Source organism: Allobosea sp. 05T439 (assembly GCF_056396005.1).
Genome location: NZ_JBFTKP010000072.1, coordinates 1 through 15,957, shown reverse-complemented (window position 1 = coordinate 15,957; position 15,957 = coordinate 1). Strand labels below are relative to the sequence as shown.

Genomic DNA, 15,957 nt, shown 5'->3' with positions numbered 1-15,957 from the left:
GGCGAGATCATGGAGAGCTGATCAGAAACGAAAGCGACGATAAGCCAAGGGCCCCGATCGGGGCCCTTGGCTTATCGTCTCACATCGCCAGCGCTGGCCTGGTTTTGCTCCGCCCAAGTKGCCTGGAATCCGGCCGCCGTTGACATCGATGTCTGGGGCGAACTGCTCGTAGACCTTTGAATGCTCACTGACGAGAGATGCTCCTGAGAAATTCGGACGTTTCCCGCCGACGCCCATCCTGCAGCACCTGCGCATCGAGGACGAGGATGCGGTCGGAAGCGACGAAAATCCACGGGTGCTTGGCCTCGCGGGTAACATCGCCGACGGCGGCCTGCTGACTACGAGTTGGCCGGCAAGCGTGCCGTGGAAGAGCTATCGCCCCCTGCCGGACGAAACGCCACCTATCTTAGGCTAGTTCCGATCCGAAGTGCCTCCTCAGCGTCCCTGATCCTGCGAGCTATCGGAGTGAAGGGTGTTCCAGTCGCCGGACACAGCGCGCGTAGAGCCAGATCGCAGACGCTATCGACGAGCTCCGATAACGAGGCGGCAGCGTAAAGGGGCAGGATCGTCAGCGCCGATTCCATGAAGAGGTCACGGGCATCGGTCACATGCTCGGGCGCCAACGCTGGAAACGCTTCGTACAAAGCCAGTAGGCCGCCGCCATGATCGCCGGTTCGTGCGATAAGAGCCGTCAGAAAATGTTCGAGCCCGACCTCAAAATCATACCAGCGGTTGCCTGCGACTCGGTCGAGCGGTCTGCGCAACCTGGTGTGGGCGCGCAGCCCCTCACAAAATGCCAAAATAACGTCGCGCAGGCTGTCCTCGTCCAGGCAGAGAGCCTTATCGAATACCAGTCGCGTCACCCTCAGTATCTCCTTCCCGCTGCCGAAGCTCTAGGAGCCACTGGGAGCGTTGGTGGCGTCAGGCKGCTGGCCGGATGCCGAAGTCCTCAGGCCTCAGCATCAAATCGGCCAGGGTGTAACGGTCGATTGTGCTGAGGAAAGCGGCAAGCGCCTCGTGAAGAATGCCCTTGAGCCTACAGCGCGAAGTGACCAGACAGCCGTTGCCGCTGCCGAAGCACTCGACCAGAGCAAAATCTGGCTCTGTCAGGCGTAAGACCTCTCCGATCCCGATCTCTGTTGGAAGTCTCGCCAGGACGAGACCGCCCGAACGCCCGCGGACCGCTCGAAGGAACCCGGCTTTCGTGAGCAGATTGGCAACCTTCATAAGATGCGCGCGTGAGATGCCATAGGCCAAGGATGTTTCCTCGATCGTAATCAAACGCTCGCTTTTCGCAGCCGCGTACATCAAGATTCTGAGCGAATAGTCGGAGAAGCTCGTCAATCGCATGGTTCATTCCGACTTCTGGCCAGTTGCCGCTCATTTTCCCGCAACCCGCTACCGTCAAAGGCAGGCCACGTCGCGACGATCCGCTTTTCGGGGGGGTGTCCTGATCGGCGTATCGAATTCGGCGGGTCGCGTCGCAGCTCCCTGATTCGGCGAACTATTCCCGCCAATGCCGAATACATCGTCGTGCTAGACGAAGATCATAACGCTAGCCATTCCAATGACGATGAGGACGAGGCCCCATATCAGCATAGGCACCAACGTGCTGTCGGCGTTGGGGGCCTTCGACAGGTTCTGAGGTTGGTTGACCATCGCTCTGCACAGCCAAAAAGAAGGACTTCTGCCAGTCTCATTATACAATAAAAGATTCATTGTAAATGACTGTTAAGCGCGTTGAGAGATTTCTCCGCCAAAAAAAGATTTGGACCCCTGTGCCACCGCGGCTTGTTCAATCGCGGCTGATCTCGGAATCGTTGGCCGAGATGCAGGCATGGAAGCCGCATCGATAAAGGTTGGGCAGTTCCGTTGTTTTCCCGCAAACTGCCGAAGCCCGGCTGTGTGATGTGCGACTTCCTTGCTCTGCATCAACGAGCCGGATTGCCGGGCTGCTATCGTGTGGTTTGTCCTGCGATATGATGGGAGCATTCCATGCCTTCGGGACTTTCGATTAGGGACCGTTTCCTGACCTGGCCAGCCTTCGAGCGCGCTCAACGGCAGGCGCATTTATTCGGCGAGATGATGGAGCGCTCCGGCGCCGATCTGGGAGCAGCGGTTCGGGAAGGCCGAGGCAGCGCTTTCGCGCTCGCCGCGCGGCGGTGTCTTGACTGCCCGCATGCCGGCGAATGCCGCAGCTGGCTCAATGGCGCCAGCAAGGAAGTCGCGCCGGACTTCTGCCCGAATGCAGCCTATCTGCACCGTATCGGGGCGTGATGTCACGCCCCGGGTCTGCGTTTCGCGCTATCCTCGGCCACAAGTCCTGGTCGCTCTCCGGCCCGGAATCACTCGGCTACGAGCCTATGTCGTGACATCTGTGGCGCAGACGCGCGCCTCGTGGCCGCGGCAGCCGTTTCGGCCATTCTTCCTGCTGGCGGGCCTCGACGCTGTCGCAGGGATCTGGCCTTGGCTGCCGGGCGGCGAAGCCATTCTTCCTGCGGGTTCCTCTGTCGCGGCTTGGCATCGTGAGGCGCTACTATTTGGCATGATGCCGGCCGTACTGGCTGGCTTCATGCTGACGGCCTTGCCGCGCTGGACGGGGCGTCCGACCCTGTCGGCTCCAGCGCTTGCGAGCCTCGTCGCGCTGTGGCTGTCGGCGCGCTTCTCACATGTCTGGCTAGTCGACGGATCAGCACTGCTGTCGGGAACTTTCCTCCTGGTCCTGGCCGTCATTGTCGCCTGGCAGGTGATGGCCGCAGGCAAGAGGCGCGACATCAAGGTCGCGCTGCTGCTCTTCCTGCTGGCCGCGGCAGCAATGCTGCCGGAGGCTGCGCCAGCCGCTCCAGCTTTTGGCTTCCGGCTGCGGCTCGGCCTCGTCTCCCTCCTGGGGTTGATGCTGATCATGGCTGGCCGGATCGCGCCCGCCCTGACCGTGGCCTATCTCGAGGCGCGGGGGGAGGCCGCCGGTCGGCTTAAGTCAGCGTGGAGCGAAATGGCGGCGGGCATCACGGCGTCGGCCGCGCTCGGTGCTTGGCTGCTCGCGCCGATGACCGCTGCGACCGCGATCCTGAGCGCCGGGGCAAGTTGCGCTCAGTTCGCTCGCCTAGCACGGTGGCAGACGCGGCGGGTGCTGACCTGCCCGGCAATCCTCGCGCTCCATCTCGCCTATGGTTGGGCGGCGCTTGGTTTTGGCCTTCTCGCCATCGGGACCATCCGCCCTGTACCGATCGGCGAGGCCGCCGCCATTCACGTCTGGACGATCGGTGCCATCGGCGGCGCGAGCCTGGCGATCATGGCGAGCATGATCCGTCGCCAGACGCGCAAGCCCTTCGCCTCTTCGACGGCGTTGACGATAGCGCTCGCCTCGGGGTCAGCGGCGACTGTCATCCGGCTGCCTGCGGAGTGGGGGGGGGCGCACCGTCCGCTCTTGCTGGTGCTTGCCGCGGGCAGCTGGATTGCGGCCTTCGCCTTCTTCCTGATCGCCTTCAGTGACGAGCTGCTGGGGCGCCGGTGACGCGGCACAGGGAACTGGCGCGACAGCATGTCGGCGAAGGCCGAAGCCGCCTTGCGAACGAGCAGAAGCACAATCCGCGGCGTTTTTGCTCTAGCTCAAACAGCAATGGACCGCCGGCGGCTATGCCACAGCCAACCGAACCCAAGGGGTGGTGGGCGCTCGGTATCGCAGTAGGAGTCAATCATGCGGAAACTCATCATGTCGGGCGCGGTGATGGCTGCGCTCATGATCGCGGGCGGAGCCAATGCGGCTGAGGTTGAGGTAAAAATGCTCAACAAGAGCGCGGATGGCATCATGGTGTTTGAGCCCTCCCTCGTCCGAATAAATCCAGGCGACACCGTCAAGTTCATTCCAGCCGACAAGGGCCACAATGTCGAAACCGTCGACAACATGCTCCCAGAAGGAGGCAAAGCGTTCGTAGGAAAGGTCAACGAAGAGTTGGCGATCACCTTCGATAAGCCTGGCGTGTATGGGTATAAATGCAAGCCGCACTACAGCATGGGCATGGTCGGAATGGTTGTTGTAGGCAACCCGACTAACGTAGATCAGGCGAAGGCCGTTGCTCATCCCGGCAAGGCGAAGCAAGTGTTCGCGACGCTCTTCGAAAAGGCGGCCTCGAATCTTGCCGCGGCGAAATAAGCTCATCGCGACTTAGGTGGGGATCCCGCACCAGGATTTTCGCCATACGAGTGGTCTGTCCCATGCAATACCGAAACCTGGTTCGGAATGGCTTCCTTGCAATCGCTCTCCTTGCCTTGCTCGCCGGATTGGCGGGAGGCTGGGAGCGATCCGGATGGTATCTGCCCTCCGGATCGGCGCTAGGATTGTTGCACGGGCCGCTCCTCATTTCCGGGCTTTTTGGCACGCTGTTGGGAGTGAAGCGCGCTTTCGCGGTTGGGCAACGTTGGGCCTATATCGCGCCCGCGGTCACCGGAATTGGAACTCTCGCCTTGTTGGCGGGGGCTCCACCCTACGTTGGCGCCGGGTTCTATGTCCTGTCGGCCGCCGTACTTTGCAGCGTCACGCTTTTTCTAACCCTCGCGAATCCCACTATATCGACCGGCACATTGCTGATTGGTGCGGTAATGTGGCTCACGGGCAACCTTCTCTGGCTGATAAATTATCCGCTGGCCGACGTGGAGGGTTGGTGGGTTGCCTTCTTGGTTCTGACGGTCGCTGGCGAGCGACTCCGCAAGATTGCGGAAACCTCGCCCCAGAGAGGCAGCGACTCATTGATTTTCTTCGCGGCAGGCCTTCTTGGCGCCGGAGCTCAAAACGGCTTGATGACGGATAATGGTGCGGCGCTATTCGGCGTGGCCCTGATCGTCTTGAACGTTTGGTTTCTCAAATACGACGGTGCCCGCCGTAGCATGAAGGTGGCTGGACGACCGAGGTTCGCGGCTGCCTGCATACTTCTTGGAAGCGCCTGGCTTGGCATTGCGGGTGGAGCGTTTGTTGCGCTGCCGCCGGGATTAACCCCGGCTGGACATAACCTCGCGCTTCACGCCGTGCTGATTGGGTTTGTTCTCTCGATTGGACTTGGCCATCTCTTGATTGCGATGCCGGCAATCGACTACCGGCGACGGACCTATCAGCCAATGCTCTACTTACCGCTCGTCGCATTGCACGGGTCGGTGGCGATACGCGCCGTCGGGGACGTCCTGGAATCGGGCGCGCTGCGTCAATGGAGTGACGTGCTCACGATCGTGACGCTTGTGGGAACCGTGATTTCCCTCGCCGCAGGGACGAATGTCCTGCGTGACCGACGTGTGCGGGAGGCAGTTGCCGCCGGCACTTGAGCGGCCTCGAGGGAGCAACGGGATTTGCTCAGGATGCTTCCAATTCTGGCAAATCCGACCTCAGCCAAGCGAGCCGTTTGATGGCGCGTCCTGCAATTGCCTGAAGGCAAATCAGTTTCTTATCGTCGGAAACGCCATCGGCTGCTTCGAGATAGCGATCAACGAGGAATTCTGCGACTGCGATCGCGGCTCCCTGAGCTGCGATCGGGATGCTCTCGGTCGGAATGACGATGGAAGCATCATCAAGCTCTCCGGCCAACCGTCGAGCCTCGATCGCAAGGTCGCGGAGAACGGCGCTTGTTTCGAGCCGTTCTGTCGACGCCATTGTATCGAGCAGGTTGGCAAGGTGACGCTCAAGGGGAGCCGCTTCGGAAGCTGCAGGTACGCCATCGCGATGAGGATTGCGTCTCACGCTACGGTCAGCGTGAAATGCCTTTCTGCGTTCCCGTCGAAGGAGCGCCACGTGTTCAAGTTCCTCGTGGGCAAGACTCTCCGCTGCTATACGTATGTCTTCGCTATCAGCATGGGCCGCCACGTAACTCCAGAAGGCAAAGGCTCGTTCTTCGTTCCGCACCGCCATGGAGAGGATTCGGTAGGTGCTTAGAAGGCGGGGATCGGTCGTCCCCGTGCTTTCGTCGTCAAAGGTTTCCGGAATCTGCCAGCGGATTCGGGCTGCATCGGGTGGATGGCCGCTCCGCTGCTGAGCCCAGCGCGCCACCCTTGCGAGGTGCCCGTTCTCGTCTGCCACAAGCCGATCGAAGACAGCCGCGAGCTCCAGATTTCCGTCGCGGCGCATACGTTCAGCGATTTCGTCATAACGAGCCGCCGCTTCCTGCTCCATGGCGAATGCAATCGCGAACAGCTCCTCCAGGGATTTTACGGCACCTGGCGGCTCCGCTTTTAGAAGTGACATTCCATCCTCCGTGGGGTGAACCGCTCCGGCCGGTCACGTTGAACACCTAATCAGACGCTTGCATTTGCGTTGGATCAAAGAATGGCCCTCCGGATCGGCGCATTAGGAGCCCGGAATTGGGACATCAATGTCGGACCAACCCTCGAACTTAATCGCGAACGCTGAGCCGGCGCCGCTGCGTCGGCGTTCGCACGCTCGTTGAAGCTGCCGAAATCGGACGATCCCAGTTGTCAAAGACAGGTGCAACCAAACTCCGCATGTCGGCCCGCTCCTTCGAGGGGACCATGCGTTTGCTGTTGATCCTCGGCATGTCGATTTGGTTTGCGAGTGCGGCGCTACCCGCCCTCGCGGCAGGGCGCGTTCAGGAGTTTTTGCCGAAAGCGCTTCCCTCCGAGTTTTTCCCGGGTGCGGACCGCTTCGGTCAGCCTGAGGGTACCCCGCCGATCGTGCCGACATATCAKGGCAACAAACTGCTCGGGTATGTCTATCTCAACTCCGACGTCACCAATGCGACCGGCTATTCCGGCAAGCCCATCAATCTGCTCGTCGGCATTGATCCGGGCGGGATCGTAACTGCGGTCAAGCTCGTCGAGCACAAGGAGCCCATCGTTCTGGTGGGGATCCCTGAGCGGCGCATCATCGATGCGCTTAACACGCTCATCGGCAAGGACATGAAACGGGTCGCGGAAGGGAGCGATGGAGCGCCACAGGCAGAAATCGTGAGCGGCGCTACGGTGACCGTCCTCGTGATGGGCGATAGCGTGGTGCGCTCTGCGGTGCGGTTGATCCGGACCGGTCGCCTCGGAACGGGGGCGCCGACAACCGCGAGCGCTGCAGCAGCGCCGCCGGTGAAGCGAATTGATCTCGGCAAAAGCGAGCTGCGTGACTGGCAAACCCTGCTCGGCGATGGATCGGTCCGTCGTCTTACCCTTTCGATCGGCGACATCAACGACGCTTTTTCCAGGGCGGGCAACAAGGAGGCGTCCGACAACCCTGAACCGGGCGATGCCAGCGATACCTTTATCGACCTGTATCTTGCGCCCGTCAGCGTCCCAACCATTGGTCGCAGCCTTCTCGGAGATGACGGCTTCKAGCGGCTTCGCTCACGGCTCAAGCCGGGACAACAGGCGCTTATCGTAGCGGGCGAGGGAGCCTACTCCTTCAAAGGCTCGGGCTATGTTCGTGGTGGCATCTTTGACCGCATCGAACTGTTGCAAGATGGCCAGAGCATCAGGTTTCGGGACCGTGACCACACTCGGTTAGGGGCTCTTGCAGCGGAGGGAGCGCCGGATCTGCGGGAGATCGCGCTGTTCGTCCTGCCGGACGAATTCAAGCTTGATCTTGCGGAACCTTGGCAACTGCAACTGCTGGTTCAGCGCAATGTGGGGGCACGAAACAAGGCATTCTTGACCTTCGATCTCGGCTACACGCTACCGGAAAAGTACCTGGTCGCGGAACCAGCGACGCCGGCATTCGCAACGAAATCCCCGGCGGACTCGTCCACAGTGCAGGCGCCTTCCAAGGCACAGGGCGTCACTCCAGCTGAAGCGCCAGTGCTTTTGGACCGGGCCGCCCCCAATGCCAGCGAGCTTGAAGAGCCTTTGTGGCTCAAAATTTGGCGGATGAACTCGGTGGCCATCGGGATAACCGCGGCCGCCCTGCTGGTCCTGACCGGCATCTTCTTTTTCCAGGAGTCTTTGGTCAGCCGGCCGACCCTGTTTGGCTGGGTACGCCGTGCTTTCCTGACGTTCACCCTCGTCTGGCTGGGTTGGTACGCGAATGCCCAGCTTTCCGTCGTGAACGTGCTCACCTTTACCAACTCGCTGGTGACCCATTTTAGCTGGGAATTTTTCCTCGCGGCCCCTCTTACCTTCATCCTTTGGGCGGCTATCGCCGCGGGATTGCTGTTTTGGGGGCGAGGCCCGTTCTGCGGCTGGCTCTGCCCGTTTGGAGCACTTCAGGAACTCACGAACAATATCGCGCAGTGGCTCAAAATTCCGCAGATCAAGGTGCCGTGGGGCCTGCACGAGCGGCTCTGGCCGATCAAGTACATCATCTTTCTCGGCCTGTTCGGGCTGTCACTCTATTCGGTGGCCCTGGCGGAAGTCGTGGCCGAGGTGGAGCCTTTCAAAACAGCTATCGTATTGAAATTCGTCCGCGATTGGCCGTTCGTGATTTACGCCTTGACCCTCCTGACGGCCGGTCTGTTCATCGAACGATTTTTCTGCCGCTACCTGTGCCCGCTTGGAGCCGCGCTCGCCATTCCAGGGCGCATGCGAACCTTTGAATGGCTGAAGCGCTGGCCCGAATGCGGTTCGCCCTGCCAACGCTGTGCCAAAGAATGCCCGGTGCAATCGATCCATCCCGAGGGCCACATCAACATCAACGAGTGCATCTACTGCATGCATTGCCAGGAGCTGTACCACGACGATCATCGTTGCCCGCATATGATCCAGGTGCGCCTGAAGCGCGAGAAGCGGGACGCACTTACGTCTCCTTCTATGCGCGGGAACAAAGACGGCGGCGCGGGGCCAGCTAAGCCAATCATTACGCATATGGGAAATCCGGTTGGGAAGCCCGCTACGGCGCCTCCCTCAACGCCGCGGTCATGAGCAAAGTAAAGGAGGCTCAGATGTCTACAGATGAGAAGAAGACGGGGTTGAACCGGCGCGACATGCTGGGGACGACCGCTGCGGTTGCCGTTGCGGGGGCGGCGGGAACGGCTGGAGGCCTTGGTCTGTCGCGGAGCGGCATGGTCTCGACGGCGGAGGCCCAGACCCGCCCGCAGCAATCCGTGGTCCGTCCGACCGTCGCCAACAAGTATGAGGTCAAGCCGGGTGAGCTTGACGAGTACTACGTGTTCTTCTCCAGCGGGCAGAGCGGCGAGGTGCGCATTGTCGGCTGTCCTTCGATGCGCGAACTGATGCGCATCCCGGTCTTCAACCGCGATAGCGCCACGGGTTGGGGGCAGACCAATGAGAGCCTCAAGATCCTGACGGAGGGGCTCACCCCCGAAAGCCGCGACTTCCTGAAGGACAAGGGTGGCATCTACCTCAACGGGGACCTGCACCATCCCCATCCATCCTTCACCGACGGCACATATGACGGGCGCTATCTCTTCGCCAACGACAAGGCGAACACTCGCGTCTGCCGCATCCGCCTCGATGTGATGAAGTGCGACAAGATCATCCAGCTGCCGAACCAGTACACGGTGCACGGCCTGCGCGTGCAGAAGTATCCCAGGACCGGTTATGTGTTCTGCAATGGCGAGGATCGCGTGCCCGTGCCGAATGACGGGAGGGATTTGAACGATACGAAGAAATACATGTCGATCTTCAGCGCGGTCGACGGTGATACCATGAAGGTCGCCTGGCAACTCAGGGTCGACGGCAACCTAGACAATGTCGACTGCGACTATCAAGGCAAGTATGCCTGGGCGACCTGCTACAACTCGGAAGAGGGCGTGACGCTCGCCGAGATGATGGCCAAGGAACAGGACTGGGTCGTCGTCTTCAACCTCAAACGGATCGAGGAGGCGGTGAAAAAGGGCGAGTTCGAGACCATCGGTGGCGTTCCCGTGCTCGACGGCCGCTCCGGCTCGAAGTTCACCCGTTACATTCCCGTCCCAAACAGCCCACACGGCATCAACACCGCCCCGGACGGCATCCACTTCGTCGCCAACGGCAAGCTCTCGCCGACCGTGACCGTTTTCGACGCCCGCAAACTCGACGATCTCTTTGATGACAAGATCAAGCCACGCGATGTGGTGGTGGCCGAGCCGGAACTGGGACTGGGGCCGTTGCACACCGCCTATGACGGCAAGGGCAACGCTTTCACCACGCTGTTCCTCGACAGCCAGGTGGTGAAGTGGAACATCGACCTCGCCAAGCGGGCCTTCAAGGGCGAGAAGGTCAACGCGGTTATCCAGAAGCTCGATGTGCACTACCAGCCGGGCCACAACCACACCTCCATGGGTCAGACCAAGGAAGCTGATGGCAAGTGGCTGATCTCCCTAAATAAATTCTCAAAAGACCGTTTCTTGAACGTTGGTCCGCTCAAGCCCGAAAATGATCAGCTGATCGACATCTCGGGAGAGCGGATGGTGCTCGTGCACGATGGTCCGAGCTTCGCCGAGCCGCATGATGCGACATTGGTCCACAGGTCAAAGATCAACCCGCTGCAAATCTGGAAGCGCGACGACCCATTCTTCGCGCCTGCGGTTCAGCAGGCAAAGGCTGACGGCGTCACGCTTGAGCAGGATTCCAAAATCATCCGCGACGGCAACAAGGTGCGCGTCTACATGATCTCCGCCGCCCCAGCGTTCGGGCTGGAGGAGTTCACGGTCAAACAGGGGGATGAGGTCACTGTCTTCGTCACCAATATTGACGAGGTTGAGGACCTGACCCACGGCTTCTGCATCACCAACTACGGCGTGAACATGGAGGTCGCTCCGCAGGCCACCGCCTCGGTGACCTTCGTGGCCTCAAAGCCTGGCGTCTACTGGTACTACTGCTCCTGGTTCTGCCATGCGATGCACATGGAGATGAAGGGCCGCATGCTCGTTGAGCCGCAAGGCGCCTGACCGAATGCGAGTGTATCGCACAGTGTTGTCCCTCGGGCTGGCGGCGCTTTTTGCCGCCAGCCTCGGTATGCCAGCGTCAGCTGAGCAGAGAACCATTGAACTAGGACGCGGCGACCTGCAGGCCGACATCGACAAAGCTGCTGACGGCGACGTGCTCATCCTGGCCGCTGGCGATCACGCCGGGCCAATCAGGCTCTCACGCAAACTGACGATTGTTGGGGCGACTGGCGCAACCTTGAACGGATCAGGGAAGGGGAGCGTCGTCACCATTTCCGCGCCTGACGTCGTCATTCGCGGCTTGACGATCCGTGGATCGGGGAGGGATCCGGAGAAAATGGATGCCGGCGTCTTCGTCGAGAAGACGGCAACAAGGGCCTTGGTTGAAGGCAACAAGATCGAGGGAAACCTCTATGGCATCTACCTGCACGGAGCCGAAGATTCCGTCGCCAGGAAAAATGAGATCACCGGCATCGAAGAGGGCCGTGTGAACGAGGCCGGGAACGGCATCTCGGTATGGAATGCGCCCGGTGCCAAGGTAATCGACAATGAGATCCGCTATGGGCGAGACGGAATTTTCGTCATCACCAGCAAGAATAATGTCTTTAGCGGAAATCGCTTGCGTGATCTGAGATTCGCTATTCATTACATGTATACGAACGACAGCGAGATCTCGAATAACGTATCGACCGACAATACGGTTGGATACGCAATTATGTTCTCAAGCCGCCTTACGGTTACCGGAAATATTTCAATCGGCGATCGCGATCATGGCTTTATGTTCAATTACGCGAACAACTCGAAAATCCTCAACAACACAGTGCTGGGTCGAATTCAATCGGCAGATCGCTGGACCACCACTGGCATGCGCACCAAGGAAACACGGGAACACGGCCTGCCAGCGGCAGGAGAGCCGGAACCCGATCTGAGTTCAGGCGCGCGTCCCGCCCCGACCAAATGCGTATTCATCTACAACGCCAACCAGAACCGCTTTCGCGAGAACTGGTTTGAAGGTTGCGAGATCGGAATTCACTTTACGGCGGGGTCGGAGCGCAACGAGATCGTAGGCAATGCCTTCATCAAAAACCGGAATCAGGTGAAGTATGTGGGCACCCGCTATCTGGACTGGTCAAAGGATGGACGAGGTAATTTCTGGAGCGACAATCCGGCTTTTGATCTGAACGGAGACGGTATTGGCGATAGCGCCTACCGGCCGAATGATCTCATCGACAAAGTTCTGTGGACCGCGCCCCTGGCTAAGCTTTTGGTCAATTCTCCTGCTGTGCAGGTCATTCGTTGGGCGCAGGCTCAGTTCCCGGCGCTGCTGCCGGGCGGCGTGATTGATAGCCGGCCGCTCATGGCCCCGCCACCGCTGCCCAAACTCGCGCAAGGACGCCGCCCGTGACGGCCACTGTAGAAGTTCGCAACTTGGTCAAGCGTTTCGGCGCCCTTGAGGCCGTTCGGGACGTCTCCTTTCAATTGCCGGAAGGAGAAACGGTCGCTCTCGTTGGCCACAATGGCGCGGGAAAGACGACAGTGATGAAGTTGATGCTGGGCCTCATCCGCCCCACGGAAGGCTGCGTTAGGGTGCTGGGGGAGGATCCCGCCGCGGGGGAGTTCGCCGCACGCCGGCGCCTCGGTTATTTGCCCGAAAGTGTCTCCTTCAATACGGGCCTCACCGGACGCGAGACCATTGCGTTCTACGCAAGACTGAAGCGTGAACCGATACGCAACGCGCTTTCGCTCCTTGATCGGGTGGGTCTCACGCATGCAGCCGACCGCCGCGTCGGCACCTATTCCAAGGGCATGCGACAACGCCTCGGCCTGGCTCAGGCTTTGCTCGGATCCCCGCGGGTGCTTTTGCTCGACGAGCCGACAACCGGGCTCGACCCAGCTCTACGGCAGAGTTTCTACGAGATTGTGCAGGAGTTACGCAGCGGCGGCGCAACCGTGCTTTTGTCTTCCCATGCCCTGACCGAACTCGAAGAGCGCGTGGGTCGCGTGATCATTATGAACCATGGCGTGAAAGTCGCCGACGGAACCATGGACGAACTCCGGCTGATCGCCCGGCTGCCCACGCGGATTAGGATGAAAGTCACCGAAAGTGGTCTTTCCCGTCTCCACGACTGGCTGGAACCTGTCAGCGATTGGCGGCGGATCAACGGCCACATTGTCGAGGTTGATGCGGCGCCGCAGGAGAAAATCGAAATCCTTCGCCGCGCGACCAGTGCCAATGCGCCTGTCGAGGATCTCGACGTGATACCGCCGACGCTCGACGAGCTGTACGCCCATTTCCTCCGGTCGCAGGAGCGCGCATCATGAAGAACATCGTGATCGTGGCCTTCAAGGAAATCCAGGAKGGTTTCAGGAATCGCTGGGTCCTCGCGACGACGCTGTTGCTCGCCGCGCTTGCCCTTTCACTCACGTTCCTCGGGAGTGCGCCAACCGGCAACGTCGGAGTGCGTGCACTCGACGTGGTAATCGTGAGCTTGTCGAGCCTAACGATTTTTCTGCTGCCATTGATCGCCCTGCTGATCTCCCACGACGCGATTGTTGGTGAGATGGAGCGAGGCACGATGCTGTTGCTGCTGAGCTACCCGATTGCTCGCTGGCAGGTATTGCTTGGCAAGTTTGCGGGCCACCTGGCTATCCTGGCCTTCGCCACGCTCCTCGGTTACGGGGCTGCAGCAGGTGCCCTGGTCGCGACGGGCGCCGTCATTGATGCGGAAAGCTGGATTGCCTTCTGTTCCATGATTGGCTCCTCCATCATGCTCGGGGCCATCTTCATAGCCGTTGGCTATCTCGTCAGCGCACTGGTCGGAAACCGCGGCACCGCTGCGGGTATCTCCGTCGGCATCTGGCTTCTGTTCGTGTTGATCTACGATATGGCGTTGCTGGGTCTGCTCGTCGTGGATCAGGGCCAGATCGTCTCCGGCAGCATCCTCAACGCGCTGTTGCTGCTCAACCCAGCCGATATCTATCGGCTGTTCAATCTCACAGGCTTCGCGAATGTCAGCTCTTTCTCGGGAATGGCTGGCGTTGCGCAAGGTGCAACCCTGAGCCTTCCAGTCCTCTTAGCCGCCCTCATTGCCTGGGCGTTCGTTCCCCTGATGCTGGCGGCCGTTGCTTTTTCGAGGAGAGAACTATGAGGCTCCTTGTTATTTCCAGCGCTCTGCTCGGGGCGCTGGCCCTGGGCGGTTGCAATGACAAGAAATCTGCGGAAGCGCCGCCCCCGCCCCAGCAGCTTACGACCGCTGCTATTGGCCACTATTGCGGCATGAACGTTCTGGAGCACCCAGGTCCAAAAGGCCAGATCCTACTTGCCAGTCGCAAGGAACCCGTCTGGTTCTCGTCAGCGCGTGATGCGGTTTCCTTCACCATGCTTCCCGAAGAGCCTAAAGATATCCGGGCGATCTATGTGTCGGATATGGGAAAGGCAGCGACTTGGGAGGAACCTGGCGCGACCAATTGGGTCGATGGCCGACAGGCGGTCTTTGTCATCGGCAGCCGCATGAAGGGCGGCATGGGAGCGGCCGAGGTCGTCCCGTTCTCGGACCGCAGCGCTGCCGAGAAATTCGCCTCTGACAACGGCGGGCGCATCGTATCATTCGCGGAGGTTCCCAAGGACTACGTCCTCGGAGCGGAAGAGGACGCAGCGCCGCCGCCACCACCCCGAGGGATGTCTGGCCATGGGGCTGCAACAGCTCCCAAAAGCGGTCACATGCATTAGGGAGACCGCCATGAACGTTACGACCACGCGCCGGCGGATGATCGGGATCACGGCAGCCGCTGCCGGTTTGGGCCTGCTACCTTTCGGGGCGAGGGCCGGTTCCGGAGGTCATCTCGTCACTTGGCTCGGCCAGTCGATGGGTGCAGTTTCCTCGCTTCAAATCCACCATCACCACCGCCCGACCGCCGAGCGCCTGATCGAACGGGCCCTTGCTGAGGTGACGCGTCTTGAACGCATCTTCAGCCTGTATCGCGCCGATTCGACACTGGCGCTTCTGAACCGCCAGGGCATCCTGATCGCCCCGCCGGCCGAACTAGTTTCACTGCTGAACCATTGCAGCGGGGTCTGGAAGACGACCGAGGGAGCGTTCGATCCAACCGTCCAGCCACTCTGGTCACTCTATCGCGACCATTTCAGTCGCCCTGATGCGCCACCCGAGGGCCCGACAGATAGTGCCATTGAGGAGGCACTCGGCAAGGTCGGCTTCCAATATGTAACTTATGATGGTGATCGCGTCGTTTTTGCCCGCCGGGGCATGGCCCTGACCCTTAATGGGATCGCTCAGGGTTACATCACTGATCGTGTCGTCGATATACTTCGCTCGGGCGGCATCGATCATAGCCTGGTCGACATGGGAGAACCGCGCCTGCTGGGCAGCCGAACTGATGGCAATGCCTGGCAGATCGGTCTTACGGACCCAGCTGATCCGCCTCGGATCGCTGAAACAATCGAGGTGACTAACATGGCAGTAGCCACCTCGGGCGGGTACGGGTTTCAGTTCGACCCGGCTGGCCTGTTCCATCATCTGATCGACCCGCGCACGGGTCGGCCTGGGAAGCGGTATCAGAGTGTAACCGTGGTAATGCCAACCGCCACAGAGGCCGACGCCCTGTCGACCGCCTTCAGCTTCATGCCTATGCAAGACATCACGCGGTCAGGGGGAGTTATTGGATTTGACCACGTACGTCTGACGACGGTTTCGGGGCAGCGGCAGATCATCCTAAGATGAGTGTCTTCAGCGTGCAGGCAGGATGGTGGCTGCTTCTCCACTACTTCGTATCGGCTGCTGCTGTCGGAAGAGGGTCTACTGTTTCGGTAAGAAGGCTTCTCGCGTTCAATGCCGATTGTTCTGAGGTGCGGATGGTTCGGGCAGCGCGCCGCCGTCGCTCTCCCCCGTCGCGATCCGGTCGTCCTTGTCATCGAGCAGAATGCGTTCGGCCGCTCCGTCGAGATCCTCATACTGGCCGCTCTTGAGGGACCAGAGGAAAGTGGCGAGCGCTGAGGCGCCGAGCAGGAGGGCCAGGGGCACGAGGAAGACGAGGCTGCTCATTGGCCCGGCTCCGCGGCCAGCCTCGGCTCTGCCGGCATCGCGTCGGCCGGGCGAGGGGATCCGGCCTTATCCACTTTGAGACGCAGCGCCGC

At 60.5% G+C, this 15,957-nt stretch carries 15 protein-coding genes; 11 read left to right on the top strand and 4 right to left on the bottom strand.

The window, feature by feature from the left end; all coding sequences use genetic code 11:
• Positions 1–401: 401 nt before the first annotated feature.
• Together AC1DIO_RS33900 and AC1DIO_RS33895 are read right to left on the bottom strand one after the other, a co-directional pair.
• The gene (locus AC1DIO_RS33900; protein WP_441508856.1) at positions 402–863 is read right to left on the bottom strand and encodes a hypothetical protein; all 462 of its coding nucleotides are present in this window, start codon (positions 861–863) and stop codon (positions 402–404) included.
• Positions 864–921: 58 nt separating this feature from the next.
• Positions 922–1,350: an RrF2 family transcriptional regulator gene (locus tag AC1DIO_RS33895; protein ID WP_441508855.1), complete on the bottom strand. Its 429-nt coding sequence runs from the start codon at positions 1,348–1,350 to the stop codon at positions 922–924.
• Positions 1,351–1,995: 645 nt separating this feature from the next.
• Here AC1DIO_RS33895 and AC1DIO_RS33890 point away from each other — a divergent pair.
• The 4 genes from AC1DIO_RS33890 (at position 1,996) to AC1DIO_RS33875 (ending at position 5,313) form a co-directional block, all read left to right on the top strand.
• On the top strand, positions 1,996–2,277 hold the full coding sequence (locus AC1DIO_RS33890; RefSeq protein WP_441508854.1) for a DUF6455 family protein: 282 nt from the start codon (positions 1,996–1,998) through the stop codon (positions 2,275–2,277).
• A complete protein-coding gene (locus AC1DIO_RS33885; RefSeq protein ID WP_476854807.1) occupies positions 2,180–3,514 on the top strand; it encodes an NnrS family protein in 1,335 nt (444 codons plus the stop codon). Before AC1DIO_RS33890 ends, AC1DIO_RS33885 begins: the two co-directional genes overlap by 98 nt.
• 183 nt (positions 3,515–3,697) lie before the next feature.
• Positions 3,698–4,153: a pseudoazurin gene (locus AC1DIO_RS33880; protein WP_476854806.1), complete on the top strand. Its 456-nt coding sequence runs from the start codon at positions 3,698–3,700 to the stop codon at positions 4,151–4,153.
• A 62-nt stretch (positions 4,154–4,215) separates the two neighbouring features.
• Complete coding sequence (locus tag AC1DIO_RS33875) at positions 4,216–5,313, top strand: hypothetical protein (RefSeq protein ID WP_441508852.1); 1,098 nt, start codon at positions 4,216–4,218, stop codon at positions 5,311–5,313.
• A 28-nt stretch (positions 5,314–5,341) separates the two neighbouring features.
• Here the strand turns inward: AC1DIO_RS33875 and AC1DIO_RS33870 are convergent, their stop codons facing one another.
• The gene (locus AC1DIO_RS33870; protein ID WP_441508851.1) at positions 5,342–6,226 is read right to left on the bottom strand and encodes a ferritin-like domain-containing protein; all 885 of its coding nucleotides are present in this window, start codon (positions 6,224–6,226) and stop codon (positions 5,342–5,344) included.
• A gap of 284 nt (positions 6,227–6,510) precedes the next feature.
• Here AC1DIO_RS33870 and AC1DIO_RS33865 point away from each other — a divergent pair, with 284 nt between their 5' ends.
• Genes AC1DIO_RS33865 through AC1DIO_RS33835 form a run of 7 tightly spaced genes read left to right on the top strand, consistent with a single transcriptional unit; the run spans position 6,511 to position 15,544 of the window.
• Positions 6,511–8,838, top strand: coding sequence for a 4Fe-4S binding protein (locus AC1DIO_RS33865; RefSeq protein ID WP_476854805.1), 2,328 nt, complete (start codon positions 6,511–6,513; stop codon positions 8,836–8,838).
• A 20-nt stretch (positions 8,839–8,858) separates the two neighbouring features.
• The gene (nosZ, locus tag AC1DIO_RS33860) at positions 8,859–10,808 is read left to right on the top strand and encodes a TAT-dependent nitrous-oxide reductase (RefSeq protein ID WP_476777355.1); all 1,950 of its coding nucleotides are present in this window, start codon (positions 8,859–8,861) and stop codon (positions 10,806–10,808) included.
• 4 nt (positions 10,809–10,812) lie between these two features.
• Entirely contained in the window at positions 10,813–12,210 is a 1,398-nt protein-coding gene (locus AC1DIO_RS33855; RefSeq protein ID WP_476777356.1) for a nitrous oxide reductase family maturation protein NosD, read from the top strand.
• Complete coding sequence (locus tag AC1DIO_RS33850; protein ID WP_441508847.1) at positions 12,207–13,127, top strand: ABC transporter ATP-binding protein; 921 nt, start codon at positions 12,207–12,209, stop codon at positions 13,125–13,127. Before AC1DIO_RS33855 ends, AC1DIO_RS33850 begins: the two co-directional genes overlap by 4 nt.
• Entirely contained in the window at positions 13,124–13,954 is an 831-nt protein-coding gene (locus AC1DIO_RS33845) for an ABC transporter permease subunit (RefSeq protein WP_476854804.1), read from the top strand. The genes AC1DIO_RS33850 and AC1DIO_RS33845 overlap by 4 nt, the downstream gene beginning before the upstream one ends.
• Entirely contained in the window at positions 13,951–14,535 is a 585-nt protein-coding gene (locus tag AC1DIO_RS33840) for a nitrous oxide reductase accessory protein NosL (RefSeq protein WP_476854803.1), read from the top strand. Before AC1DIO_RS33845 ends, AC1DIO_RS33840 begins: the two co-directional genes overlap by 4 nt.
• Before the next feature lie 10 nt (positions 14,536–14,545).
• Positions 14,546–15,544, top strand: a complete 999-nt coding sequence (locus tag AC1DIO_RS33835; protein ID WP_476854802.1) for an FAD:protein FMN transferase — start codon at positions 14,546–14,548, stop codon at positions 15,542–15,544.
• Between the two features lie 105 nt (positions 15,545–15,649).
• Here the strand turns inward: AC1DIO_RS33835 and ccoS are convergent, their stop codons facing one another.
• Positions 15,650–15,865 (bottom strand): cbb3-type cytochrome oxidase assembly protein CcoS, encoded by a 216-nt coding sequence (gene ccoS / locus AC1DIO_RS33830; protein ID WP_441508843.1) that lies wholly within the window; start codon positions 15,863–15,865, stop codon positions 15,650–15,652.
• Between the last annotated feature and the right edge of the window lie 92 nt (positions 15,866–15,957).